This window comes from Pseudomonas psychrophila HA-4 (assembly GCF_000282975.1).
GTDB lineage: Bacteria > Pseudomonadota > Gammaproteobacteria > Pseudomonadales > Pseudomonadaceae > Aquipseudomonas > Aquipseudomonas psychrophila_A.
The window spans coordinates 1-25,092 of record NZ_ALJC01000105.1 but is presented as its reverse complement, the minus strand read 5'-3'; the positions used below and the strand labels follow the sequence as shown (position 1 = coordinate 25,092).

The following is a 25,092-nucleotide window of genomic DNA, read 5'->3' as shown; positions in this document are numbered from 1 at the left end:
CTTATTCTTTTGTCAGGGCGCGCACGTCGACGCCATTTTCAAGCGTCGTTAACTGCATTGCGTCGCTGATGCCAAAGCCGATTTGGGTGACCGCCATTGCCGCAATGGCGGTCGCGGTGCGCAAGGTCTGTTCCGGGCTATGACCGCTGATCAAGCCATGCACCATGCCCGCCAGCAGCGAATCACCTGCCCCGACGGTGCTTGCCACGCGTACTTTGGGCGGCTGTGCATGCAAGGTTTGGGCGCCACGACTGAACCAATTCACGCCGTCCGCACCGTGAGACACCACGACATGGGAAATCCCCAGGGTCTGTAAGTGAGTGGCCGCGGCCACTTGGGACTCCACGCTGTCGACCGGGCTTCCCAGCGCTTCGCTGAGCTCTTCGCCGTTGGGCTTGACCAACCATGGTCCAGCGCTCAGGCCTTCTTTCAAAGCCTCACCGCTGGTATCCAATATCACTTTCAGGCCGAGAGCCTTAAGGCGCAGTACCAACTCGCGCAACCACTGCGCTCTAATCCCTCGCGGCAAGCTGCCTGCCACCACGACAGCGTCATGGCTGGCGGCAATTTGATCGAGTTTGTCGAGTAGCGCCTGTTGCGCGAGATCATTGACATGCGGCCCCGGACCGTTGATGTCAGTGACCCGGCCGTCATCTTCCGCAAGTTTGATGTTGCTGCGGGTTTCGCCAGGCACGCGAATAAAGGCATCGGCAAAACCACGTCGCGTAAACAAGGCGCTAAACGCTTGTTGATTGTCTTCCCCCAAAAAGCCACTCACCGTCACTTTATGACCTAGGTCAGCCAGCACTTGGGCAACGTTGACGCCCTTGCCCGCTGCATGGGTCTGCAACGCTTGGCTGCGATTGACTTCACCGGGCTCCAACTGCGGCAAGCGCACGGTCAAGTCCAGGGCTGGGTTAAGGGTAATCGTTAGAATCTTGGCCATTAGAGCGCCTCCACCAATGCGCGAACTTCGTCTGGGCTGCCGACGCTCAGGGCCTGTTCGGCCAAGGTTTTAAGACGCTCCATGCTCAGCTCACGCACCCGCGCTTTTACTTCAGGAATGCTGCGTGCCGACACGCTGAGTTCATCCACACCAAGCCCTACGAGCACCGGCACGGCCAAAGGATCCGCCGCCAACTCGCCGCACACACCGACCCATTTGCCGTGGGCATGGGCCGCGCGCACGGTGATGTCGATCAGTTGCAAGACTGCCGGGTGTAAGCCGTCTGCCTGAGCCGACAAGGTCGGGTGGCCACGGTCGATCGCCAATGTGTACTGAGTCAAATCGTTGGTGCCAACGCTGAAAAAGTCGACTTCCTTGGCCAGTACCGGGGCCAGCAATGCTGCGGACGGTACTTCGATCATGATCCCCAGTTGTAAGTCAGCCACCGGAATTTCCAGACGCAGGCGCTCGGTCATGTCTCGCGCTGCCCGCCACTCAGCCACGCTGCCCACCATCGGGAACATGATGCGCAGCGGGCGGTTGTCAGCCGAGCGCAACAAGGCGCGCAGTTGGCTTTCCATCACGTGCGGGCGTTGCAATGTCAGGCGAATACCGCGCACACCGAGAAACGGGTTTTCTTCTTTCTCGATCGGCCAGTACGGCAAAGGCTTGTCGCCGCCCACGTCCAGCGTACGCACCACCAAAGGCCGTCCATCCAGGCCGTCGAGCACGCGACGGTACTCGGCTTCCTGAGTGGCCTCGTCCGGTGCTTGAGAGTGCGCCATGAAAATCAACTCGGTACGCAGCAGGCCAATGCCTTCCGCGCCCTGCTCGACCGCAGCCGCCACACCTTTGCTTTCGCCGATATTGGCGAACACTTCAACCGCATGCCCGTCCTGGGTCACGGCGGTTTGATGGCGCAACGCCGAGGCGGCCAACAAGCGCTGTTCACGGCTATCGCGTTCGTCAGTCGCGCGCTGCAAAGCCTCTGCATCAGGCGCCACGTGCAAGCGACCGCGCTGGCCGTCAATCAGCAATTGGGTGCCCGGGGCCAGCAACAGAACCGAATCGCCGGCACCCACCAAGGCTGGAATACCCAAGGCGCGGGCGACGATGGCACTGTGCGCAGTCGCCCCGCCTCGTGCCGTCAAGATGCCCGCGACCCGCGCTGGGTCCAGACGCGCCACATCAGAGGGGCCCACTTCGTCCATTACCAGCACGTAAGGTTGATCGGGTTCGGCCAGGGTTTCGACACCGCACAGCTGCGCCAATACCCGTCTACCGATGTCACGCAGGTCCGCCGCACGTTCGGCCAACAAGGCGTCCTGCAGCGATTCCTGCTGACGGGCAGCGGCTTCGATGACCGCCATCCACGCGGCCTCGGCACTTTCGCCCTGTTTGAGACGCGAATCGACTTCGTCAGTCAACTCTGGGTCGTCGAGCATTTCTTGGTGGGTGATAAAAATCTCGCGGATGGCCTTGGACTGGCTGCGCTGGATCAGACCCTCAATGTCTTGGCGCACCTCGGCCAAGGCTTTTTGCAGACGTTCACGCTCGATCGTCGAAGACTCGCCACGCAGCGGGTAATCGAACACTTGCAGCACTTGAATGTGTGCCGGGCCGATGGCGATGCCGGGCGCCGCCGGGATCGCTTGCAGCACGCTGCCCGCGATCGGGGCAGTCATCACAGCGGCAATTTCTGCGACTTCAGGTGCCGCATCGACCAAGAGTGGCAACGGCTCGACTTCTTCGCCCAGGCCTTGTTCGACTGCGGCAAGAATCGCCGGCAAAGCATCATTGGCAATCGTCGGCTCGGCGACAAACTCCAGCACCTGACCACGACGCACGCCCAGGCTGAGCAGTTTGCTCAAACTCTTGGCAGACACAGCGCTCGACTCTTGGCCGTCAAGGATTCTGACGCGAATGTCGCCGTCAAAACTCTTGGCCAATTGCGCGAGAATTTTTGCCGGGCGGGCGTGCAAACCGTGGGCATTGGCCAAAGTGATGCGCGCACTCGGCCAGTCAGCCGGTAATTCGCCACCCAGAACCTCAAGCACGGCACGTCGACTGGTGGCACGCCCCAGCTCATGTCCACGCCCTTCAATCAAGAGGGCACACAGGCGTTCGAGCAGGGCTTGATGCGCCTCGCCCAAACTGGCCAGACAGAACAAACCACTGAGCGGCTGGCCCAAATAACGAATCGGTTTGTCGGGCGTGACAAACGCCAGCCCCGGGCGCTTGACCGTTTGTTCGCTGTGCAGCCACCACAGGCCATCACCCAGCGGCAGTGCTTCCACTTGTTGCAGCACGGCGGCAAAGCCGTTGCTTACACAGTCCGCCTGACGCAACAGGCGAGCACCGCGCCAAACTAGCTCCTCGAAGTCATCGGCTGACACCCCAAGACCAATCATCTGAGCGTCCAGCGCCAGTTCTTGCGGTGCGCCTTGCAACAGTTTGAGCAAGGCCTCGGCCGAGTTGGCGCGTCGCAGGGCTTCGCCCAGATCGGTTTCGCCCAGTGCACGGGTCAGCAGTTGCAATAAACGCAGGTGCTCGTCGGATTTGGCCGCAATACCAATCGCCAGGTACACGATTTGGCCATCCCCCCAGTCCACGCCCTGCGGAAACTGCAACAAGCGCACACCCGTGGCGTGGACCAAGTCCCGGGTTTCTGGGGTGCCATGAGGAATGGCAATACCTTGACCCAAAAAGGTTGAACCCTGAGCCTCACGCGCTTGCAAGCCATTCAGATAACCTTCGGCCACCAAGCCATCGGCAACTAGTTTATCGGCCAGCAGTTGCAACGCCGCAGACTTATCCACAGCCGTTTGGCCCATGGAAATCTGCTCTATGGTGAGCTCGAGCATGCGTTCTCCTATTCCGACGCTCAATGGCGTTCGGTATTGTTTTGAATTAAGTCAGCTTAGATCGCTCCCCCACGAAGTGGATCAACCGATGTGTGGCAAGCACATGCTGTCGTAGGAAAGCGCCTTAAAACATGTGAGCTGAAACGTTTAATCAAGAATGAACGGCACGTTACTGCATAATCGCTCGCGCTTGAAGCCCAACCTGTCGCTTTGATCGACGTCAACCGGGTGATGTTGCAAAAAAATACAGTGACTACAAGGCAGACGATGATCGACTGCCTTTATCGGTTAGGATTGGCCAGAATGTCGACACGTACTACAAAAAATAAGGAATTTTCGGCGTGAAGCTCAGTGATATTGCACAACTGGCAGGTGTTTCAGTGACGACCGCCAGCTATGTCATCAATGGCAAGGCCGAGCAGCAGCGCATCAGCAGCAGCACGGTCGAGCGCGTACGCGCTGTCGTCGAGGAACATGGATTTACCCCCAACCCGCAAGCCGCCGGGCTACGCAGCCGGCACACACGCACGCTGGGGTTTATCTTGCCGGACCTCGAAAACCCAAGTTATGCGCGCATCGCCAAGCAACTCGAACAAGGTGCTCGCGCTCGCGGCTATCAACTGCTGATCGCAAGCTCCGATGACGCGCCCGACAGCGAACGCCAGTTGCTCAAGCTGTTTCGTGCCCGCCGTTGCGATGCACTGTTTGTGGCCAGTTGCTTGCCGCCTGAAGACGACAGCTACCGTCAGTTGCAAGATTTGGGCATGCCGATCATTGCGATTGACCGGACCTTGGAGCCTGCACGGTTTTGCTCGGTTATCAGCGATGACTGCGAAGCCAGCCTGCAACTGACTCGCAGCCTGTTGCAGCCAATGCCTCAGCAAATCGCCTTGATCGGCGCCCGCCCGGAACTGAGCGTCAGTCAGGCACGGGCGGCGGGCTTCAAGCAGGCACTCGACGGTTTTGAGGGCGAAATCCTGATCGAGCACGGTGTCGCTTTCAGCCGCGAATGTGGCCGACACATCATTGACGAGTTGCTGGCACGCCTTGGGCATTTTCCTGAAGCGCTGGTCACAACCTCCTACGTATTGCTGCAAGGCATGTTTGATGCGCTGTTGGATCACCCAGACCAGAAGCCGCCTCGACGCTTGGCTACGTTTGGTGATACCCAGTTGCTGGATTTTTTGCCGTTGCCGGTGAATGCCATGGGCCAACAGCATCAGTTAATCGCCGAAAAGGCGCTGGATTTGGCCTTGGCGGCCATTGAAGAACAGCGCTACGAACCCGGTATCCAGGCGATTGCCCGCACCTTTAAACAGCGCATTCATCAGGCCTCCTGACAATGCACCTGATAGACACCCATACCCACCTCGACTTCCCGGACTTTGACCCCGACCGCCGCACAGTACTTGCGCGCAGTCGGGAGATGGGGGTCAAGGAGATGGTGGTGCTGGGTGTTTATCAACACAACTGGCAACGGCTCTGGGATCTGGTCCAGACAGACAGCCAGCTCTATGCCGCTTTCGGGTTGCACCCGGTGTACCTGGATCAGCATCGTGCTGAACACGTGATTGAACTGGCGCAATGGCTGGACCGTCTGGCCGGGCACCCGCAGCTGTGTGCGGTAGGCGAAATCGGCCTCGACTACTTTTTGCCGGAACTGGACCGTGAGGGTCAGCAGCAGGTGTTTGAAGCCCAGCTAAAACTGGCAGCCGAGGCTAACCTCCCCGCCTTACTCCATGTTCGACGCAGCCATGCGCAAGTGATCGCCACACTGAAGCGTTTTCGGCTAAAGCGCGGCGGAATCATTCATGCGTTTGCGGGCAGCCGAGAAGAGGCGCGCGAATATATAAAGTTGGGATTCAAACTGGGTCTTGGGGGAGCGGCGACCTGGCCGCAGGCATTGCGCTTGCGCAAGGTGATTGTCGACTTGCCGCTGGACGCCATCGTGCTCGAAACCGACTCGCCAGACATGGCACCGTTCATGTACCCCAACCAGCGCAACAGCCCGGTTCATTTACCGGCTATAGGCGAGGCACTGGCGCAAGTAATGGGGATAAGTCCCGAGGTGTTGGCCCAAGCCAGCACGGCAAATGCGTGTAAGTTGTTTGGCTGGGAAGAGAACGTATGAACCTGCGGCCCGTATCGCGATAAACACATCCTGTTGGAGCGAGCAAGCTCGCTCCAACAGGGCCATTGCGGGTTACAGCAACAACGTCCACACCGCAAACCCTGCGTACCACAGCACCGCCGCGCGCAGCAGCAATGCCCACAAGGTATCTAGGCTGGCAACGCCTTCCGGCCCTACTTGCGGTGCTGGAATTTCTGCCGCCGCACACCCCGCTTTATTGATGAGCTGTTCGGCGCTGATGTCCCAGCTCAGCAATTCGTGCAGCATCACCCGGCTGACCGCCGCAAAGTTGCCCACGAACGCAAAGCTTGCCGCCAGCAAACGCACCGGTAACCAGTCAAAGGCATGCCGCAGTTGCTGCGCTCGCTCGACCAGCTCAGGGTTTTTGCCATGCTCTGCCGCCAGCGCCAGCAAGCGATAGCTCAAGGCTGCTACCGGGCCCAGCAGGAAGTACCAAAAGATCACCGCAAAGAAACTCTGATAGGCCTGCCATAACAAATGGCTTTGCACCTTCTCAAGCAATTGCTCGCCACTGTCAGCGCTGACACCGATGTCACGTTCAGCCACATGCGCACCGGCTTGCAGGTCTCCACGGCGCCAAGCGTCACGAATCGGCCCAAGCCCTGCGAGCAGATCGCCACGTCCCAAGCTGTAAATCACCACCACTAGGTGAACGGGCAAAACCAGCAGGCCATAGGCGACCGGTTCAAGAACCCACAGCAGCAACCCGAGAACGGCCACCGGAAAAACAATCAGAATGGTCAGCACCCACCACGGCTTGTTCCCGAGTGTGGGGCTGCTTTCCAGTTTGTGAAGTTCGCGCAACCAGCCGCCATCACACTGAAGACGCTGACGGAAGGCCGAGAACTTCTCGACCAGAATCGCCAGCAGTAACACCACAAAACTCATTGTTTATCTCCTGTGTGATGCAATGCGTCACGAAAACGCATCCAGTCAAAAGCCGGGCCTGGATCCGTCTTGCGCCCCGGCGCGATGTCGCTATGACCGCAGATTCTGTGCTGTGTAAGCGCCGGGTAAGCCGCCTGCAATTGCCGGGTCAAGGCAATCAGCGCTTGATATTGCGCATCGCTGAACGGCAGTTCATCGGTGCCTTCAAGTTCTATCCCCAGCGAAAAATCATTGCACGTCTCGCGGCCCTCAAAACGTGAAACCCCTGCATGCCATGCGCGATCAAGACAGGAGACAAACTGAGTGATTTTGCCGTCACGTTCAATCAGAAAGTGCGCACTGACCGTTAGTTCGCGGATGCCTTCGAAGTAAGGGTGTTCGGTGGCATCGAGCGTGTTCTGGAAAAATTCCTGCACCTTGCCGGTACCAAACTGCCCAGGAGGCAAGCTGATGTTGTGGATAACCAACAGTGATATTTCGCCGTCAGGGCGCGTATTGAAGTTAGGTGAAGGGCAATGGCACACGCCTTGGCACCAGCCGCTTGCCAGGTCCAGTTGCATACAGCCTCCTCAACGGCTTAATCGAAAGGGCCCAGTATGCCGCGCCGAGCACAGCCATGGGCAGCTATCTGCCCACTCGGACGATCAACAGACTCAATGTTCACTGTATTGACCCATGCTGCCGATCACTGATGCTAGGGCACGGTCGAACAGAAGACGGTCATCGAGCAGTAGTATCGTCCCGCTGCGCAATTGCCCAATCAAGTCAGATCGGCTCTTTTCGACGACTTTCATGCCCCCACGGTTAACAAATAGATACCGGCCTTCAGGCTCAAATATCGCAATCAGCTTGCATCGCAGCTTGCAGGCCTGGTCTTCCTGAAGCTCAATCCAGGTGCCGATACGCAACTGACTGACCAGCAGCAAGCCCAAGTGATCTTGTTCCCCCACCCACGACTGTTGCCCAGCGTGCAAAGAGCGAGCCTTGTTCCCGTGCAGTTGCTCGCGGGCTCGAGTGCGGTGTTCAAGCTGCTCGATACGCCCCCGCTCGGCGTGGGTAAATCGCAAGAAGTCATGCAACAAGTCCTCAAGCAATTCTGGGGTGTTGGTACATGAACAACGCGCAAGTTGGCGCACCACACGCTCAATCTGTTGATAAACCGGGTCATCATGAACATCGACGCTGTCGTCCCAACCAATAGCGACATCGGCAATGACGTTCAACAAGCAGCGGGCGGGATGGCTGTCGCTGCTGAAGAAGTTCGGGTCGAGCTGGGCAATTTTGAGCATCGGCTCTTGCAACTGTCCGATCAGTAGTTTCAGTGCAGGCGCAAGGGTTTGGTCACTGCCGATATAGTCAAATAACTGCCCGACCAGGCGGCTCGCGTCTTCCCCGGCCACGTCCGAGGTTTGCACGCGGGCCGCGGTGCTTAAGTTGCAACAAGAGATCGTGTTCGGCAGGTTGGGCAGCACACCTGTCGCCACTAACAGTTGGTTAGCATCGGCGTAAAGTTGCGAGGTTTGGCTGAGCAGGTACTTCTCGAACAGTTGCAACATGATCAGTTTGACTTTGAGGTCGACGCCCTGATCACGCTCAGCTTGCAAAAAATACTCACAGAGCATCGCCGGACCAAGTGGGTTGTTGTGCTCATCAAGCGCCACCCAACTCAGGGTATTAAGGCGAGTGCTCAATTGGCAGAGGGCCAATTGGTCACGTGAAAGCACGTGGGCGACCATCGAGTTGATCATTTGATCGCGCTCAAAACCACTGTTCATCAGCGAAAACGCATTCGGTAACGGTATACGGAGTGGCAGTGAGCGTTCCCTTGAATCAGGCTGGGACAACTTAACAAAGGCGTAAAACAGTCGTTCAAGAAACCCACGCTCGATGTGTTTGCGCTTGAGCCGCACATCACGCATGGCTTCAAAAAACAGGCTTTGCTCGGCGTTGTTCTGGGCCTTATCGGCCATTTCAAACAATGTTTCGTCAGCGTTGTCGAACAATAATTGCAAGTCGCCCCTGAGCTGTTGCGCGGCTTTGTCATGCACCTGCAACAGGATGACAGGCAGGCGGGTGAGCGGCGAATGTATCGCGGACTCTGTAGGGGCCTTGTGTCCAGACCCCACTTTCCCGTCGTTTTGCATCCTAGCCTCCAGTAATGGTTTTCTTCGCTGGCAACTGAGCATCGCGTGATCAGGCAGTCATATCGAGTGCACACACGGCAACTGGCCAGTGTGATGCAGACTCGCCAGCGTGTTAGAAATCAGAACATCACCAAGGCGTCAAAGGTATGACGCCAAATATAAGGCGGATTATCTTTTAAAAGTTGCCGCTTGTCCCAGTCGCACTCTCCTTTTCATTGAATGAGTGAACAATTTAATAGTGAAAGTGCCAATAGCCGCACAGTTGGGGCATTTTCCGGCACAGCACTGCGCACCTTGGGTTCAGCCGCGGCATAGACATATAATCGCTGCACTTTGTTTGTGGAGCGCGTTATGCCGAATTTACATCTGGCCGACCTCACTGCCGAAATCGAAGCCAACGTGCGCCGTGCGTTAGCCGAAGACATTGGCAGCGGCGATATCACTGCACGACTGATTCCGGCCGAACGTCTGGCCAAAGCCACAATCATCACTCGCGAGGCTGCCGTTATCAGCGGCACAGCATGGGTCGATACGGTATTTCGCCAGCTAGACCCTCGGGTTGCCGTGCACTGGCAAGTCGTCGATGGCGAGCGCGTGACCCCCAACCAGATTCTGTTTCACCTTGAAGGCCCGGCCCGCTCACTGCTCAGCGGTGAACGCAGCGCCCTGAACTTCTTACAAATGTTGTCTGGCGTTGCGACGCACGCACAATCGCTGGCCGACAAAGTCGCAGACACCCAAGTCAAGTTGCTCGATACCCGCAAAACTTTGCCGGGCCTGCGTTTGGCGCAAAAATATGCCGTGACCTGTGGCGGTTGCCATAACCACCGCATTGGTTTGTACGACGCGTTTTTGATCAAGGAAAACCACATCGCGGCCTGCGGCGGCATCGCTCAGGCCATCAGCGCCGCGCACAAGATCGCCCCCGGCAAGCCGGTGGAGATCGAAGTCGAAAGCCTGAGTGAACTGAAAGAAGCGCTGGATGCGGGCGCCGACATCATCATGCTCGACGAGTTGAGCATGGACGACATGCGCGAAGCGGTTCGCCTCAACGCAGGGAAAGCCAAGCTGGAAGCCAGCGGCGGGATCAACGAATCCACCTTGCGTCCGATTGCCGAAACCGGTGTGGACTACATCTCGATTGGAGCCATGACCAAAGATGTCAAAGCAGTGGATTTGTCGATGCGTTTGAGCATCTAGCTGGCGCTAGAGCTGCAAGCTGCAAGCTGCAAGCTGCAAGCAAAAGGCTGACTGCATTGACAGCTTTTAACGTAAGGCTTGTAACGTGAAGCTTGTCGCTGCTTCCATCTCCAACAGCCATTGCTTGGCCGCCAAGCCACCTGCAAAACCGGTCAGGGTGCCATTGCTGCCAATGACCCGATGGCACGGGATGATAATCGGGATGGGGTTGCGGCCATTCGCAGCGCCTACCGCACGCGAGGCTTTGGGACGATCGATTTGTTGCGAAAGCTGGCCATAGCTGGTGGTCAGCGCATAGGGAATGGTGGTCAAGGCCTGCCAGACCGCTTGCTGAAACTCGGTGCCCAGTGGCTTGAGTGGCAGCTCAAACGTCTGGCGTTTGCCCGCGAAATACTCGTCTAACTGACGGCGTACAGGCGCCAGCTTTTGCGGCGAATGCTCCCAGCCTTCGAGCGGCGTATGTGCACGGCGCTCCAGCTCGAAACGTATTTCGCGCAAGCCTTCGTCATCAGCGACTAAAAATAGCGGGCCAATCGGTGATGGCATTTGGTCATAGTAGATTTGCGTCATGTCGACTCCTTGCGTGCAGCCGCCGAGTCATTGGCTGCACGCCATAAATACATCACGGAATAAGCTCGCCACGGGCGCCAGCTCTCGGCCAGTGTTTGCAGGGCCTTGGTGGTCAATGGCGTACCTAAGGGGTTGGCTTCGCGGCGCAGAATCAAGTCTGCTGCCGGGAAAGCATCGGGGTGTTTGAGTACGCGCATAGCAATGTAATGCGCGGTCCAGTCACCGATTCCCGGCAACAGCACCCAACGGTTGATAAACGTTTGCAGCGGTTGCTCTAGGGCAAAATCCACACGCCCGTCGAGCAAAGCTCGGGCAATGCCGTGAAGGGTGTCGATCCGGGCTTGAGTAATGCCCATTTGCCCCATGTCCGCGTCTACTAATTGCTCAGGACCGGGGAATAATCGATTCAAGTCCGGTCCTGCAACCGGCTCAATCGCAATGCCATGGCGCTGCACGATGCGACTGGCTAGGGTGCGCGCCGCCGCGACGCTGACTTGCTGACCCAGCACCGCACGGACAGCCACTTCGAAGCCGTCCCAGCCACCCGGTAGACGCAGGCCCGGGTAGCGTTCGATAACCGGCGCCAGCAACGGGCTGACACCTAAGGTTTGAGCAATAGCCAGCGGGTCGGCATCCAGATCAAACATCCGCCGAATCCGTGTGACCACGCTGAGCATTTGGCTCGGCGGCACATTTAACAATTCAAGTTGCAGCGCGTGCTGCTCGCCCGGCCACTCGCTCACCCGCAGCCAGCCGGGTGCCAGCGGATCGCCAAACACCCGTTGGTAGCTATGAGCGTCAACCTGTTCGATGCCGGGCAAGGCCCGAGTCTGTAAAAAACTCAGCAACGCCTTGAAGTCATACGGCGGCCGATAGCCTAAACGCAGCACCAGTGCAGGGTTCGCACGCGCTTTGGGGCTGCGCCTGAAAGCCCTAGGCTCAGCATGATTGGCCTCGGCAAACGCCGAATTGAAACGCCGCAAGCTGCGAAAGCCTGAAGCCATTGCAACTTCGGTGATCGACAGGTCTGTTTCGGTCAGCAATTGCTTGGCAAACAGTAAGCGCTGCGTCGCATGCACGGCCATCGGCGGCGCGCCCAGGTGCTGGACGAACAGGCGACGCAACTGCCGGGCACCGATATGTAGGCGCTCGGCCAGTGCCTCAAGCGAGTGATCAGCCAGATAACCTTCATTGATAAGCTTGAGCGCACGCGACACCAAATGCTCGCCGTGTAGCCACAACTGATTGCCTGGCGCCAGTTCAGGCCGACAACGCAAGCATGGGCGAAAGCCTTGGGCTTGAGCGGCAGCAGCGCTGGGGTAATACACAACGTTCTCGGCTTTGGGCGGGCGTGCCGGACAGACAGGCCGGCAGTAGATTCGGGTGCTGAGAACGGCTGTAAAAAACACCCCGTCAAACCGCGCATCGCGGCTTAAACGGGCAATTTCGCAGGCGGCGGTGCTGGGCGAGAAAAGGCTGTCATGTGTGCTCATGGGCCGAGAATAGCACCGCACTTTTGCCAGTTCTCGCCATTTTCGGACGTCAATGTCAGGACCAAAAACCTGTCGCCGTCAATACGGTTACTTACATGACCCGCTTTCCAGGCAGGTACCGGTTTGTGTCCACACCAAGGTGCTGCCCGAGCCGCTTAGCGCCGGGGCCATGACGCTGGTCCAGCCACCCGCCGCCTCAGTACCCGTCATGGTAATCACGCCATCGATCACCGTCATGCCCGCCAGGTTGTCGGTTGGCTCGGCCGGGGCCGGAATGCCATGTGTACCTGCATCGCAGACGCTCAAATCATTGTTCTCGCTGTAGCACAGGGCGACCGCCGTTTTGTAGGGGCTGCTGAGGGTGTTCAGTTCGGCAAAACGGACCTTCATGGTGTGCTCGTGATACGCCGGGAATGCGAACGAGGCGATCAAGCCAATGATCGCAACCACGATCATCATTTCGATCAGGGTGAAGCCGTGTTGTTGTTTCACGTGAAGCCTCCAAAAAGTGGGACGTGGCCCAGCGGCCAGACGCCAAAACCATGCTGAGCGGCCAAAAAAGTGCGCACAGGCTATCAAGGTTAGCGGGCGGATGCTCCACAACTGCGCAGCGGACACCTTTGGACACCTTCCAGTGAGCTGCCCATGGGTGATGGCATCTACGCTTTGGGGCCAACCGCGCAACAGAGCACTCAGCTCTTCAAGGACAACAGCATGGCAACACGGACCGTTAAAACCAGTGTTTATCGCTGGGAAGGCACTGACTTCGACGGCGCTCATGTCAGGGGCGAACTCACCGCAGACAGTCACGCGATGATCCGGGTTCAACTGCGTCGCCAAGGTATTACCGCAGGTAAAATCCAGCGCCATAGTGGCCGCGAGCCACGTCTGGGGAAACCGGTCAAAGCGCTAGAAATCTCATTGTTTACTCGCCAGTTGGCCACCCTGATCAAAGCCGGAATCCCATTGCTACAGGCCCTTGAGGTCATAGCCAATGGCTTCGAGCATCCCGCGATGCGCCACTTGGTGACCGAGCTTAAACAAGACATCAGTGCGGGCACCAACCTGGCGTCGGCACTGCGTAAAAAACCGGCTCACTTTGACGCGTTGTTTTGCAACCTCATCGAAGCGGGCGAACAGGCCGGTGCCCTGGATGTGTTGCTACAACGCGTGGCGACCTACACAGAAAAAACCGAAGCGCTGAAAAAGAAAATCAAAAAGGCCATGACCTACCCCCTCGCCGTATTGCTGGTGGCCTTACTGGTAAGCACCATTTTGCTGATTGAAGTGGTGCCGCAATTCCAAGGCATTTTCAGCTCATTTGACGCCCAACTACCGGCGTTCACCTTGGGTGTGATTGCCTTGTCCGAGTGGCTGACGCAATACGGATTGTGGTTGTTCAGCGGTGTCTGCCTGATGTTTATCGGCGTTCGACATCGCTATAAACACTCTCAACCCTTGCGTCACCGCGTTGATCGCTGGCTGTTAAAACTGCCGTTGATCGGCCTTCTGCTGCACTTGTCTGCCATTGCCCGTTTTGCCCGCACGTTATCAACGACGATTGCCGCCGGAGTTCCGTTACTCGACGCTTTAAATGCCGTGGCCGGTGCTACGGGCAATAACGTGTACAAAGAGGCAGTGCAACGGCTTAGGCAACACGTGGCAACGGGTAGCCAGATCCATGTCGCAATGAGCGCCGCCGAGGTGTTTCCGGGCATGGCGATTCAGATGACAGCAATTGGCGAAGAATCCGGCACATTGGACGACATGCTGAATCACGTTGCCACCTATTATGAGAACGAGGTCGACAGCCTGGTCGACAACCTGACAACGTTAATGGAGCCGGCAATCATGGCGGTATTGGGGGTCATGGTGGGTGGACTGGTGGTTGCGATGTATTTGCCGATATTCAAACTGGGGCAAGTTATTTGAGCATGATTGATTTTTTTACCCTTCAGCCCGAAACCTTTATCGCCTGCACCCTGGTGCTTGGCCTGTTGGTGGGCAGCTTTATCAATGTGCTGGCGTGGCGCCTGCCCAGGATGCTCGAACTGGATTGGCAGGCTCAGGCCCGCGAACTGCTTGAGCTGCCCCCGCTGGCCAAGAGCCCTGTGTATAACTTGATGCTGCCGCGCTCCCATTGCCCGCATTGTCTGCACGCATTGCGGCCCTGGGAAAACATTCCGTTACTGAGCTATCTGCTGCTGCACGGCAAATGCTCGCACTGCAAAACCGCTATCGGTGCGAATTACCCCGCCACCGAACTGACGTGCGGGTTGCTGTCGGCGTTTATTGCGTGGCATTTTGGCTTTAGCGCGCAGTCGGGCTGGATGCTGGTACTGACTTGGGGGTTGCTCGGCATTTGCCTGATCGACCTCAAACATCAGATCGTGCCCGATGTGTTGGTGCTGCCGTTGCTCTGGTTGGGGCTGCTGCTTAACAGTGCCGATACGTTCACCAGCCTGCCGCAAGCCGTATGGGGCGCAGCGCTGGGCTATGCCTGCCTGTGGTGCATTTTCTGGCTGTTCAAACTGTTCACGGGCAAGGACGGCATGGGCTACGGCGACTTCAAACTGCTGGCCATGCTCGGGGCATGGGGTGGCGTCGCGATTTTGCCGTTGACCGTCGTACTCTCATCACTGCTCGGCGCACTTGTGGGGCTGAGCCTCTTGGGCTTGCGCCGGGCGCAGACCTCAACGCCCATCCCCTTTGCACCCTATCTGGCAATTGCTGGCTGGATTGCATTGCTCTGGGGTGGTCAAATAACCGACTTCTATTGGCAGCTTTCGGTTTGAAATGAATACCTCATCTTCTAAACCCTGGATTCTCGGCCTGACCGGCGGTATCGGCAGCGGCAAAAGTGCCGCTGCCGAGCACTTTGCCGCCTTGGGTGTTCACGTGGTCGACGCGGATCATGCGGCGCGCTGGGTGGTAGAACCGGGGCGCCCGGCGCTGGCCAGCATCGCACAACACTTTGGCGATGGCGTGCTCCAGGCCGACGGGCAGCTTGATCGTGGCGCGTTGCGCAGCCTGATCTTCAGGGACCCGCAACAGCGCCTCTGGCTTGAAGCGTTGCTGCACCCGCTGATTCGTGAAGAGATCGCTCACAACCTGGCTCAAGCTCAATCGCCCTACGCCATTTTGGTATCGCCACTGCTGATCGAGTCCGGCCAAAACGCGACAACACAACGCGTGCTGGTAATCGACGCACCTCAAGCCTTGCAAATTCAGCGCACATTAGTGCGTGACAACACCAGTGAAGCGCAAGTGCAGGCTATCCTCAACGCCCAAGCCAGCCGTGAAGAACGTTTGCGCCATGCGGATGACGTGCTGGTAAACGACACCGACTTAAAGACGCTTAAAACCGAAGTTGAGCGTCTGCATCACTTTTATTTAACGTTAGGCGGAGGCCAACCATGACCAAACCGATGATCGTAGACTGCCCCACCTGCGGCGACGCAGTGGAATGGAAAAGCGCCAACGAATTCCGACCTTTCTGCTCGGACCGTTGCAAGTTGATTGACCTAGGCGCCTGGGCCAGCGAAGAACACAAAATCCCGGTCAGCCCGGACGCTGAAGATGATTTGTTCTCAGGCGAGTTATCAGAAACTCGGCATTAACCACAACCTCCTGTAGCCGCTGCCGATGGCTGCGGCTACAGGAGGGTATCTATTTCAGCTGTCATCCTTACCCGGAGCTGCCAGATACCGGGTGTGGTTAAAGGTCTCAAGCCACTCAGGGCAAAACACGACCAGCGCTGTAACCAGCATTCCGTTGATAAACGCTTCTGGAAAGATGATCAGCCACAGGTAACCCATAAAGTCTTCCAGCCACGCGGGCATCACAAACAAATCATCCACCCACAAAACGCCCAGCACCGCGAGCACGCACAGCAACGCTGCCAAGGCAGCGGCAAAGAAGCCTGAGCAAAAGATGTACACAAAGGGATTACGCGACTGCACCCTTTCGACCATATGTGCACAGCATCTAGTCACCACCACGGGTAGCACAATCAGCACCACGCCATTGACGCCCATCGCTGACAAGTCCTGACGCCCCAGCAGCACCACGCCAATCTGCGCCAGCAACGCCCCAACAATGGCCAGCGGCCAATCGAGCAGTAACGTGACAACCGTCAGGCCAATAACGTGGTACGACACGCCAGCTTCAAAATCGCGACGCACCAGCCACAGTAAAAACAAGGCGAAGACGGTGCCAAACAGCACATGCTGACGGCGCGTGTCAGCAAACAGCTCAACCCATGGCGCCCGCCAGATAGCGCACAGCACCGCAGGCACATACAGCAGCGAGCCGATCAGCAACATCGGTGCCGATAACACGTGAGCACTGATCATGTGCCACCCCTCCTTCTCACCACAATGAAACACATTGAAAGGTTATCGAAAGCTCTGGGTCTTAGCATCGTCTCTGGGACTGTGTGGTCAACCATCGCCCCAGCAACACCACCAGAAAACACCTCAACGTGTTTTCGGCAATTATAAGAACAATATTGGAACCCTAAGATGCCATTCATGCCCCTTCAGGTCATCGTGCCTGCCCGTACTCTGCGCCTTAAATCCACGGCTCTTGCCAGCGCACTCGTTGGATTCACCCCCTTTGGCTACGCCGCTTTCTTTGAAGACAGCAGCGCAACCCTCGAAACGCGCAACATGTACTTCAACCGCGACTTTCGCGATGGCACCAGCGCGCAGCAGTCGCGACGAGACGAGTGGGCGCAAGGTTTTATGCTCAACGTTAAGTCCGGCTATACCGACGGTGTCGTCGGATTTGGCGTCGATGCCCTGGGCATGCTCGGGGTCAAGCTTGACTCCAGCCCGGACCGCACAGGCACCGGCCTTTTACCGACAGACCATAACGGTCGCGCAGTGAACGAGTACTCCAAGCTGGGCGTGACCGCCAAGGTGAAGATCTCCGCGACCGAGTTAAAGCTCGGCACATTGATCCCCGAACTGCCCACTCTCAAGCCCAACGACGGACGCATCTTGCCGCAAACGTTTGAAGGTGGCCTGCTGACGTCGAAGGAGGTCAAGGACCTGACGTTCACCGGCGCACGTCTTGATAAGGTCAAGGACCGCGACTCTACCCATTGGGAAGACATCGGCCTAAACAACAAGAACAGTCGCTTTGTGGGTAGCGCCACTGGCAAACATTTCGATACGGCGGGCCTGAGCTACAAACTCGGCGAAAAAACCGTCGCCAGCTACTACTTTGCCCAACTTGACGACGTTTACCGCCAGCACTTTGTGGGGTTAACTTCGGCGCAAAAACTGGGGCCGGGCACGTTCACCAGTGATCTGCGGGCCGCCTTCAGCGATGATCAAGGCCAGGCACGCGGCGGCAAAATTGATAACACCTCGCTCAACGGCATGATTGGTTATGGCCTCAATGGCCACAAGCTCAGCGCGGCCTACCAGCACATGTCCGGTGACACGGCATTCCCTTATGTCGATGGCAGCGATCCTTATCTGGTCAACTTCGTCCAGATCAATGACTTTGCGGGCGCCCAGGAACGTTCGTGGCAAGCACGCTACGACTACGATTTCGCGGCCCTGGGCATTCCTGGCCTGAGCTTCATGAGCCGTTATGTGAGTGGCGACCATGTGAAGCTAAAAAATGGCGGCACCGGTAAAGAGTGGGAGCGCGACAGTGAAATCAAGTACGTGGTTCAGAGCGGAGCGTTGAAAGACGTTGCGGTGCGACTGCGTAATGCGACGTATCGCTCAGACTTTGCACGGGATGCCGATGAAGTCCGGCTGCTGGTGAGTTACACGCTTCGCATCTGGTGATGATGAAAAACGGTGTGTTTGAACAACAATAGTGCTTAAAACGGACCGCCATGTTTTGTCCCCACATCGTTCGCTCAAGGGGCTATCGGCATATTGATGGCAACTTACGTGTTGAGCGAACTGATGCGGGTGACCTCGCTTCCCGGCGGGGGTGGGACCAGTAACTTACAACACTCTTGTTGCGCCGCGCGCAGCAGAGGCTGTAAGGCTGGTTGTAAAGAGGCTCGATAAACATTCGCGCGAGCGCCGACGCACGCCTAAGATGCGTACATGGATGACTCTGATTACTTACGCCTGCTTACAATCCAGGCCGAACAAGCCAATGCCTTTCTGTCCAATGCCCGTAAATGGGAGCGGGAGCGTTGGGTATGCCAGCGCTTGCTCCAAGGCTTGAACATCCCTTATCACACCGAAGACTTCATGCAGGCCAGTCAGGAACCGCCCGACGTATTGTTTGGCGACGCGCGCTTTGAAGTTTTTTTTGTGCTCGATGAGGGTCGGCGCCTGAACGATGAGTGGCGAGAAGAACTGCAACGCCGTCGCAGCGCGTATTCGCTGAGCCAATTGGTGCGCCGCGAAGCACGGCCCAAACGGATTCCAGCCAGCAAACTGCTGCAACGCTTGGCCCCTACGCTGCACAAGAAGGCCAAGAACTACCAGGAGCGCGACATCGATTTGGGTCAACTGGACATCATTGCTTTTTCCAGCCTCAAACGTGAAGTGCTGGACCTGAACAGCCATTTCCCGCCGCCAACCGAATATTTACGTCAAGGCTGGCGCTCGTTGTCACTGGTGGGGCCGACGTTTGCCCGCGTGTTGTTTGCACAGCCAGATGCGCCGGATTTTCTGCGCAATAACCTGGGCCGCAGCATTATTTTCGATGTAGGCATCAGTTTGTGAACCCAAGGTGGTTAATTGAAAACCACCCCGTTCGTCTACACGACAAACTGCGCGTCGAAACGTTGGGCCTCAAGCGCTACTCTGGCTTTGATTCCGATGGATCTAATGCTGTAGCTTTCACACATCCTGCAACGTCTATCTGACGAGGCAACACTTCTATGCCCTGCCACCTGAATCAAGATGATGAGCAGCATGCCAATTTCTAAGTTATCCGACGCTTTGAGCTGCCTTGCGCTCGCTCGGGTAACTCGCGCACCGATTCTTTTAAGCCTTGTGAGTGATACCTATGACCCATCGTATTGTTATCGTCGGCGGCGGCGCTGGCGGTTTGGAGTTGGCGACCCGCCTGGGCAAAACCCTGGGCAAGCGCGGTAAAGCCAGCGTCACGCTGGTAGACGCCAACTTGACCCACATCTGGAAACCGCTGCTGCATGAAGTCGCTGCTGGCTCGCTGAATTCGTCCGAAGACGAACTCAACTATGTCGCTCAGGCAAAATGGAATCACTTCGAATTCCAGCTGGGGCGCATGAGCGGGTTAGACCGTGAGCTGAAAAAGATTTCATTGTCTGCAACCCTCGACGAAAACGGGCAAGAACTGGTGCCTGCGCGGGAGTTGAGTTACGACACGCTGGTGATTGCTGTGGGCAGCACGACCAATGATTTCGGTACCAAGGGCGCGGCTGAGCATTGTCTGTTTTTGGATACTCGTAAACAGGCCGAACGCTTTCATCAGCAATTGCTCAACCACTACCTGCGTGCACATGCCGGGCAAACCGATACTGTCGAGACCATTAGCGTGGCCATCGTGGGCGCCGGGGCAACCGGTGTCGAGCTGGCCGCAGAACTGCATAACGCTGCTCACGAACTGGCCGCTTATGGCCTAGACCGCATCAAGCCCGAAAACATGCACATCACCCTGATTGAGGCCGGGCCTCGGGTGCTGCCTGCATTGCCTGAGCGTATTGGCGGGCCTGTGCATAAAACCCTAGAGAATCTTGGGGTGACGGTCTTAACCAACTCCGCCGTCAGCGAAGTCACGGCCGACGGCTTGCTCACCGTCGACGGCAAAGTGATTCCGGCCAGCTTGAAAGTGTGGGCCGCAGGTATTCGTGCGCCGGGTTTCCTGAAGGATCTGGCGGGGCTGGAGACCAACCGCATCAACCAATTGGTGGTACGCCCTAGCCTGCAAACGACCCGCGACGAGAACATTTTTGCCTTTGGCGATTGCGCAGCATGCCCGCAACCGGGCACGGACAAAATGGTACCGCCTCGCGCACAAGCGGCTCATCAACAGGCTTCGCTGCTGGCCAAATCGCTAAAATTGCGGCTTGAAGGTCAATCGCAACTGCCTGACTACCACTACCGCGATTACGGCTCGTTGATTTCGCTGTCGAGCTTTTCGGCTGTGGGTAACTTGATGGGCAGCCTGATGGGCACCGTCATGCTTGAAGGTTGGTTAGCGCGGATGTTCTACATCTCGTTGTACCGCATGCACCAGATGGCGCTGTACGGAACATTCCGCACGCTGATGCTGATGCTCGGCAGCAGAATCGGACGCGGCACCGAGCCGCGTCTGAAACTGCACTAACACCGTGGCGCTTGTAGCAGCTGCCGAGCCTGCGAGGCTGCGTCCGGCTGCGTAAGTCGTAAAATCAAGCACTTCGCAGTGTCAGTATTTACGATTGCTAGGCAATCGGACGTAGCCTCGCAGGCTCGGCAACTGCTACGAAAAATCCCGAGGAGGGCTTAACGCCCCGCGTGGTTCCCCGCCTCAGCCTCACGGCCTTTAAAGCCGTGAGGCTGATGCTCTTCGAAGAATTTAATGTTGCGCGTAAAGTCTTCAAGCAGCAGCTTCGCCATGTCGATCGACATGCCCTGTTTCACCAAAATCCGCTGAACAACTACGTTTTCAACGTTCGCTGGCAGGCTATAGGCCGGTACCAGCCAGCCGCGTATGCGCAGGCGATCAGCCAGGTCATAAAGCGAGTAGTTGGTTTTCGCATCTGGTTTTAAACGCCAGGTCAGCGCCGGGATGCCCAGTTGCGGATCACCATTGAAGAGCATCTCAAACGGGCCGATCTTGACCAGTTCACGCGCCAAAAACTGCGCCGTTTCGTAGCACTCCGAGTGAATACGCTCGTACCCCTCACGTCCCAAGCGCAAGAAGTTGTAGTACTGGGAAATAATCTGCCCCGCTGGACGCGAAAAGTTCAGGGCGAAGGTCGGCATATCGCCGCCCAGATAGTTCACGTGGAAGATCAAGCCTTCTGGCAGTTCTTTCGCATCACGCCATATCACCCAGCCAGCACCCAAAGGGGCCAAACCGAATTTGTGGCCTGAAGTGCTGATGGATTTAACCCGCTCAACACGGAAGTCCCACAGCACATCGGGTGCGCAAAAGGGTGCCAGAAATGCACCGCTGGCACCGTCGACATGAATGTCAACGCTCAGGCCCGTGCGCTTCTCTAGCTCATCGAGTGCGTCTGACAGAGGTTTTACCGTTTCATACAAACCGGTAAAGGTTTGGCCGAAGGTCGGCACTACCACGATGGTGTTTTCGTCGACCCGACCGTCGAGGTCTTCTGGGGTCATGAACCAATGCCCTTCTGACATCGGCACTTCACGAATTTCTACATCCCAATAACGGGCGAATTTATGCCAGCACACCTGCACTGGGCCACACACCATGTTCGGGGTTGATGTCGATTTGCCGGCAGCTTTACGCACGGCACGCCAGCGCCAAAGTGCTGCCAGGCCGCCAAGCATGCACGCTTCGCTAGACCCAACAGTGGACGTGCCCAATGTGCTCGCAGCATCCGGGGAGTGCCATAAATCCGCCAGCATGTGGACGCAACGGTTCTCCAACTCCGCTGATTGCGGGTACTCATCCTTGTCGATCATGTTTTTGTCGATCGACAGGTCCATCAGCTTGTGAACCTCATCTTCAGCCCAGGTCTGGCAGAAGGTGGCGAGGTTTTGGCGGGAGTTACCGTCCAGATACAGTTCGTCGTGAACCAGTTGGTAAACATCACGTGCCGACTGCTCAGCCTGGGGAAATAATTTGGTCGCTGCGGCATGATCCAGAGCGGATGAACCAAAGACCGGGTCGCTTACGCCGTGACGCTTGATGCGATGCAGTGCCATGAAAACTCTCCTTGAGTAATGAACAACACAGCCGAGCCGAGCCCTCCTGCTGGCTCAGCTTCAACCCAGCGAGCATAGACAACCCGTTGAAGTTTGCTGCGTGATTTTCGATCAAGGTTATTTTTACGATCTATAGTCTTCGTTCTTAGAGAGCACTCAAGGAGCGAGCGTAATGAAGCGAAAACCCACGACTGTCGATGACAGTGTGAAACAGGCACTGGACGAAGCCCTGCAACGTTTCGCCAACAATCAACACGGTAAAAACGCCAGCTACATCCCCTATTTGGCGTCTGTGCCTTCCCATCTATTCGGCATTAGCATCATGTTTTGCGATGGCACACATGCTGAGGTCGGTGACACCGACTACGCCTTTGCCATCGAGTCGATTTCCAAGGTATTTACCCTCGCCCATGTGCTCGATGAAATCGGTCCGCAGGTGCTGCGCAGTAAGATTGGCTGCGACCCCACAGGCGAGCCTTTCAATTCAGTGGTTGCCCTGGAATTGCATAAGGGCCGACCGCTCAACCCGTTTGTAAACGCTGGCGCAATGGCCACCGTGAGCCTGCTGGCGGCCGAGAACGCACAAAAACGCTGGGAGCAGATCCAGTCGACTTATAACGCTTTTGCCGGGCGCGATTTGAGCGTTAACGAAGAAGTGTACAAGTCCGAAGCGTCCAGTAATCAACACAACCGCGGCATTGCTTGGTTATTGCAAAGCTATGGCTACATGTACGCCGATCCCATGGAGGTATGCGCTGTTTACACACGCCAATGCTCTGTGTCGATTACCTGCCATGACTTAGTCACCATGGGCGTGACGCTGGCCAATGGCGGCGTAAACCCCGTCACTGGAAAACGCGTGGTACAGGCCAAAAACGTGGCGCCCATACTGGCCGAAATGACACTAAACGGCCTTTATGACACCACGGGTGACTGGTATTACAAAGTCGGTTTGCCCGGCAAAAGCGGGGTGGGTGGCGGCATTCTCGCGGTAGTTCCGGGCGTGTGCGCCATCGCCGCCTTTGCCCCACCACTGGACGTGGCGGGTAACAGTGTTCGCGGCCAATTAGCCGTCGAACAGCTCAGCCGCACGCTCAATTTGAGCCTGTTGCACTAATCAGGAAGATTGAGGGAGGCGCTTATGGCTACTACCAGCAAAGCTAAAACTTACATGTCATGGCTCACCATCTGTTTCATGATGGTTGCCGCTGTGGCCAGTATTCGTTCACTGCCGACTATGGCCGTTTATGGCCTGGGTTCGATCTTTCTGTATGTGATCCCGGCACTGCTATTTTTCATTCCGGTCTCTCTGGTTGCCTCTGAACTAGGCACCGGCTGGAACGGCGGGATCTATGGCTGGGTGAGGCAAGCCTACGGGGACCGCCCCGGCTTTTTCATCATGTGGTTCATGTGGGTACAAGTGGTGGTGTGGTACCCCATTGTTCTCGGGTTTGCGGCCAGCACCATGGCGTATTTGATTAACCCTGAACTGGCCAAAAGTGGTGTCTTTACGGCTGCGGTGATCATCGTCCTGTATTGGCTATCCACATTTGTCGCGCTTAACGGACTCGGTGCACTGTCAAAACTGACGTCATGGTTCATGTTACTGGGCACTGCATTACCGGCTGCCTTGCTGGTGTTGCTGGGTGTGGCCTGGCTGGTGTTGGGGCACAAATCCGCCGCGCCATTGACTCTGGACGCCCTAATTCCGGCTATTTTCGACACCCATACCACGGTTAAAGCCGGACCCCATAACCTGCACTCGGACCTGTGGCGCGAATTTACCGGAGTCATTACCGGCCTGGTGTTGATTGTGAGTAACTTTCTGGCATTTGCCGGTATCGAAATGAACGCCATCCACGCCCGCGAATTGCGCAATCCGCAAAAAGAAATGCCGCGCGCGATTCTGTTGGCCTTCTTCATGATTCTGCTGGTGTTCATTCCGCCCACCGTGGCGATTTCTCTAGTGGTGCCGGCGGACTCAACCAGCCTCACCGCGGGGGTTATTCAGGCGTATGCGGCCTTCTTTGAAGGTTTCAATATGCCGTGGGCTACGCCGATCATGGCGATTTTGCTGATTATTGGTGCGTTGGGCGGCGTATTGGCTTGGACGGCGGGGCCTTCGACAGGTCTGCTGTTTGTTGGCAAAGCCGGGATGCTTCCTCCTGTGCTGCAAGAGGTGAACAAAAAAGGCGTGCAGAAAAATATTTTGTATTTGCAGGCCGTAATCGTCACCTTGCTCTCCACGATCTACATCTTTATCGACAACGTGTCCGATGCGTTCTGGATGATCAGCGCGATGGCTGCGTTGATGTACCTGATCATTTACGTCTTTATGTTCCTGTCCGCCATGAAGCTGCGTAAAACCCAGCCCAATGTTAAACGCGGCTATGTACTCAAAGGACTGCATGGATGGTGCTTCTTGGGGCTGTTCTCGACCTGCGTGGCACTGATCTTTGGCTTTATCCCGCCGAACAACTTCAGCAGCATGCCGTTTTTTGAATATGCGGGGGTCTTGTTGATCGGGTTGGTGATTGCTGGCGTGCCGCCGTTCATCTTCTATGCGGTACGCAAGCCGTCATGGCAGATGGTGCCAAAAGCCGAAGCTGATCAATATTCGGCGGCATTGCAGGATCTACAGGACGCCGACGCCAAGGCAGCAAAGGCTTGATGGGCCTGTAGCAGTTGCCGACTGCCTGGCGAGGCTACGTCCGGCTGCCAAGCAGTCGTAAATGGTTGTCGCGATCTGCCTGACAGATCGAGCGCTCTGGATTTACGATCGCTGCGCAATCGGACGTAGCCTCGCCAAGCTCGGCAACTGCTACGAAGGGTTGGTTTTTCTACAGGCATAAAAAAAGCGTCCCGAAGGACGCTTTTTTTAATGGCCTCTGATGCGATTGGCATCAGCGCCTGATTTTCACACCCATTACTGCTGGGCAGAAAATGGTCGGGGTAAGGGGATTCGAACTCCTGACATCCTGCTC

General features: G+C 56.9%; 22 protein-coding genes. 12 read left to right on the top strand and 10 right to left on the bottom strand.

What is annotated here, in order from left to right; genetic code table 11:
• Nucleotide 1: 1 nt before the first annotated feature.
• Together pfkB and ptsP are read right to left on the bottom strand one after the other, a co-directional pair.
• Nucleotides 2-946 carry a 1-phosphofructokinase gene (gene pfkB / locus B347_RS0117010; RefSeq protein WP_019410896.1) on the bottom strand — a complete coding sequence of 315 codons (945 nt, stop codon included), beginning with the start codon at nucleotides 944-946 and terminating at the stop codon, nucleotides 2-4.
• The gene (ptsP, locus tag B347_RS0117005) at nucleotides 946-3,810 is read right to left on the bottom strand and encodes a phosphoenolpyruvate--protein phosphotransferase (protein ID WP_019410895.1); all 2,865 of its coding nucleotides are present in this window, start codon (nucleotides 3,808-3,810) and stop codon (nucleotides 946-948) included. Before ptsP ends, pfkB begins: the two co-directional genes overlap by 1 nt.
• Nucleotides 3,811-4,151: 341 nt before the next feature.
• Between ptsP and cra the strand changes: the two genes are divergently transcribed.
• On the top strand, nucleotides 4,152-5,150 hold the full coding sequence (cra, locus tag B347_RS0117000) for a catabolite repressor/activator (RefSeq protein ID WP_019410894.1): 999 nt from the start codon (nucleotides 4,152-4,154) through the stop codon (nucleotides 5,148-5,150).
• Between the two features lie 2 nt (nucleotides 5,151-5,152).
• A complete protein-coding gene (locus B347_RS0116995; RefSeq protein ID WP_026014251.1) occupies nucleotides 5,153-5,941 on the top strand; it encodes a TatD family hydrolase in 789 nt (262 codons plus the stop codon).
• Between the two features lie 72 nt (nucleotides 5,942-6,013).
• On the opposite strand, the gene ampE is transcribed toward B347_RS0116995, so the two are convergent.
• The 3 genes from ampE to B347_RS0116980 all read right to left on the bottom strand — a co-directional run bounded on the left by ampE (nucleotide 6,014) and on the right by B347_RS0116980 (nucleotide 8,994).
• Nucleotides 6,014-6,850 carry a regulatory signaling modulator protein AmpE gene (ampE, locus tag B347_RS0116990; protein WP_019410892.1) on the bottom strand — a complete coding sequence of 279 codons (837 nt, stop codon included), beginning with the start codon at nucleotides 6,848-6,850 and terminating at the stop codon, nucleotides 6,014-6,016.
• A complete protein-coding gene (gene ampD, locus B347_RS0116985; protein WP_019410891.1) occupies nucleotides 6,847-7,410 on the bottom strand; it encodes a 1,6-anhydro-N-acetylmuramyl-L-alanine amidase AmpD in 564 nt (187 codons plus the stop codon). The genes ampE and ampD overlap by 4 nt, the downstream gene beginning before the upstream one ends.
• Before the next feature lie 93 nt (nucleotides 7,411-7,503).
• Nucleotides 7,504-8,994 carry a DUF1631 family protein gene (locus B347_RS0116980; protein ID WP_019410890.1) on the bottom strand — a complete coding sequence of 497 codons (1,491 nt, stop codon included), beginning with the start codon at nucleotides 8,992-8,994 and terminating at the stop codon, nucleotides 7,504-7,506.
• 351 nt (nucleotides 8,995-9,345) lie between these two features.
• Here B347_RS0116980 and nadC point away from each other — a divergent pair, with 351 nt between their 5' ends.
• Nucleotides 9,346-10,194: a carboxylating nicotinate-nucleotide diphosphorylase gene (nadC, locus tag B347_RS0116975; protein ID WP_019410889.1), complete on the top strand. Its 849-nt coding sequence runs from the start codon at nucleotides 9,346-9,348 to the stop codon at nucleotides 10,192-10,194.
• A 66-nt stretch (nucleotides 10,195-10,260) separates the two neighbouring features.
• Here nadC and B347_RS0116970 read toward each other — a convergent pair whose 3' ends face one another.
• The 3 genes from B347_RS0116970 to B347_RS0116960 form a co-directional block, all read right to left on the bottom strand.
• Entirely contained in the window at nucleotides 10,261-10,764 is a 504-nt protein-coding gene (locus tag B347_RS0116970) for a methylated-DNA--[protein]-cysteine S-methyltransferase (protein WP_019410888.1), read from the bottom strand.
• The gene (locus tag B347_RS0116965) at nucleotides 10,761-12,257 is read right to left on the bottom strand and encodes a DNA-3-methyladenine glycosylase 2 (RefSeq protein ID WP_019410887.1); all 1,497 of its coding nucleotides are present in this window, start codon (nucleotides 12,255-12,257) and stop codon (nucleotides 10,761-10,763) included. Before B347_RS0116965 ends, B347_RS0116970 begins: the two co-directional genes overlap by 4 nt.
• 87 nt (nucleotides 12,258-12,344) lie before the next feature.
• Nucleotides 12,345-12,749 carry a pilin gene (locus B347_RS0116960; RefSeq protein WP_019410886.1) on the bottom strand — a complete coding sequence of 135 codons (405 nt, stop codon included), beginning with the start codon at nucleotides 12,747-12,749 and terminating at the stop codon, nucleotides 12,345-12,347.
• Between the two features lie 222 nt (nucleotides 12,750-12,971).
• Between B347_RS0116960 and B347_RS0116955 the strand changes: the two genes are divergently transcribed.
• The 4 genes from B347_RS0116955 to yacG are packed head-to-tail and all read left to right on the top strand — an operon-like array spanning nucleotide 12,972 to nucleotide 15,877.
• Nucleotides 12,972-14,189 (top strand): type II secretion system F family protein, encoded by a 1,218-nt coding sequence (locus tag B347_RS0116955; protein WP_026014250.1) that lies wholly within the window; start codon nucleotides 12,972-12,974, stop codon nucleotides 14,187-14,189.
• Between the two features lie 2 nt (nucleotides 14,190-14,191).
• Entirely contained in the window at nucleotides 14,192-15,052 is an 861-nt protein-coding gene (locus tag B347_RS0116950) for a prepilin peptidase (RefSeq protein ID WP_019410884.1), read from the top strand.
• 1 nt (nucleotide 15,053) lies between these two features.
• A complete protein-coding gene (gene coaE, locus B347_RS0116945; protein ID WP_019410883.1) occupies nucleotides 15,054-15,677 on the top strand; it encodes a dephospho-CoA kinase in 624 nt (207 codons plus the stop codon).
• Entirely contained in the window at nucleotides 15,674-15,877 is a 204-nt protein-coding gene (yacG, locus tag B347_RS0116940; RefSeq protein WP_019410882.1) for a DNA gyrase inhibitor YacG, read from the top strand. Before coaE ends, yacG begins: the two co-directional genes overlap by 4 nt.
• A 54-nt stretch (nucleotides 15,878-15,931) precedes the next feature.
• Here the strand turns inward: yacG and B347_RS0116935 are convergent, their stop codons facing one another.
• Complete coding sequence (locus B347_RS0116935; protein WP_019410881.1) at nucleotides 15,932-16,612, bottom strand: energy-coupling factor ABC transporter permease; 681 nt, start codon at nucleotides 16,610-16,612, stop codon at nucleotides 15,932-15,934.
• Between the two features lie 168 nt (nucleotides 16,613-16,780).
• On the opposite strand from B347_RS0116935, the gene B347_RS0116930 reads away from it, so the two are divergent.
• The 3 genes from B347_RS0116930 to B347_RS0116920 all read left to right on the top strand — a co-directional run bounded on the left by B347_RS0116930 (nucleotide 16,781) and on the right by B347_RS0116920 (nucleotide 20,552).
• On the top strand, nucleotides 16,781-18,064 hold the full coding sequence (locus B347_RS0116930; RefSeq protein ID WP_019410880.1) for an OprD family porin: 1,284 nt from the start codon (nucleotides 16,781-16,783) through the stop codon (nucleotides 18,062-18,064).
• A 270-nt stretch (nucleotides 18,065-18,334) separates the two neighbouring features.
• A complete protein-coding gene (locus B347_RS0116925) occupies nucleotides 18,335-18,964 on the top strand; it encodes a DUF1780 domain-containing protein (RefSeq protein WP_019410879.1) in 630 nt (209 codons plus the stop codon).
• Between the two features lie 286 nt (nucleotides 18,965-19,250).
• Nucleotides 19,251-20,552, top strand: coding sequence for an NAD(P)/FAD-dependent oxidoreductase (locus B347_RS0116920; RefSeq protein WP_019410878.1), 1,302 nt, complete (start codon nucleotides 19,251-19,253; stop codon nucleotides 20,550-20,552).
• Nucleotides 20,553-20,710: 158 nt separating this feature from the next.
• Here the strand turns inward: B347_RS0116920 and B347_RS0116915 are convergent, their stop codons facing one another.
• The gene (locus B347_RS0116915) at nucleotides 20,711-22,108 is read right to left on the bottom strand and encodes a glutamate decarboxylase (protein ID WP_019410877.1); all 1,398 of its coding nucleotides are present in this window, start codon (nucleotides 22,106-22,108) and stop codon (nucleotides 20,711-20,713) included.
• Between the two features lie 172 nt (nucleotides 22,109-22,280).
• Here B347_RS0116915 and glsA point away from each other — a divergent pair, with 172 nt between their 5' ends.
• Nucleotides 22,281-23,225 carry a glutaminase A gene (glsA, locus tag B347_RS0116910; protein WP_019410876.1) on the top strand — a complete coding sequence of 315 codons (945 nt, stop codon included), beginning with the start codon at nucleotides 22,281-22,283 and terminating at the stop codon, nucleotides 23,223-23,225.
• A 24-nt stretch (nucleotides 23,226-23,249) separates the two neighbouring features.
• Nucleotides 23,250-24,779 (top strand): amino acid permease, encoded by a 1,530-nt coding sequence (locus B347_RS25130; RefSeq protein WP_019410875.1) that lies wholly within the window; start codon nucleotides 23,250-23,252, stop codon nucleotides 24,777-24,779.
• Nucleotides 24,780-25,092: the final 313 nt, after the last annotated feature.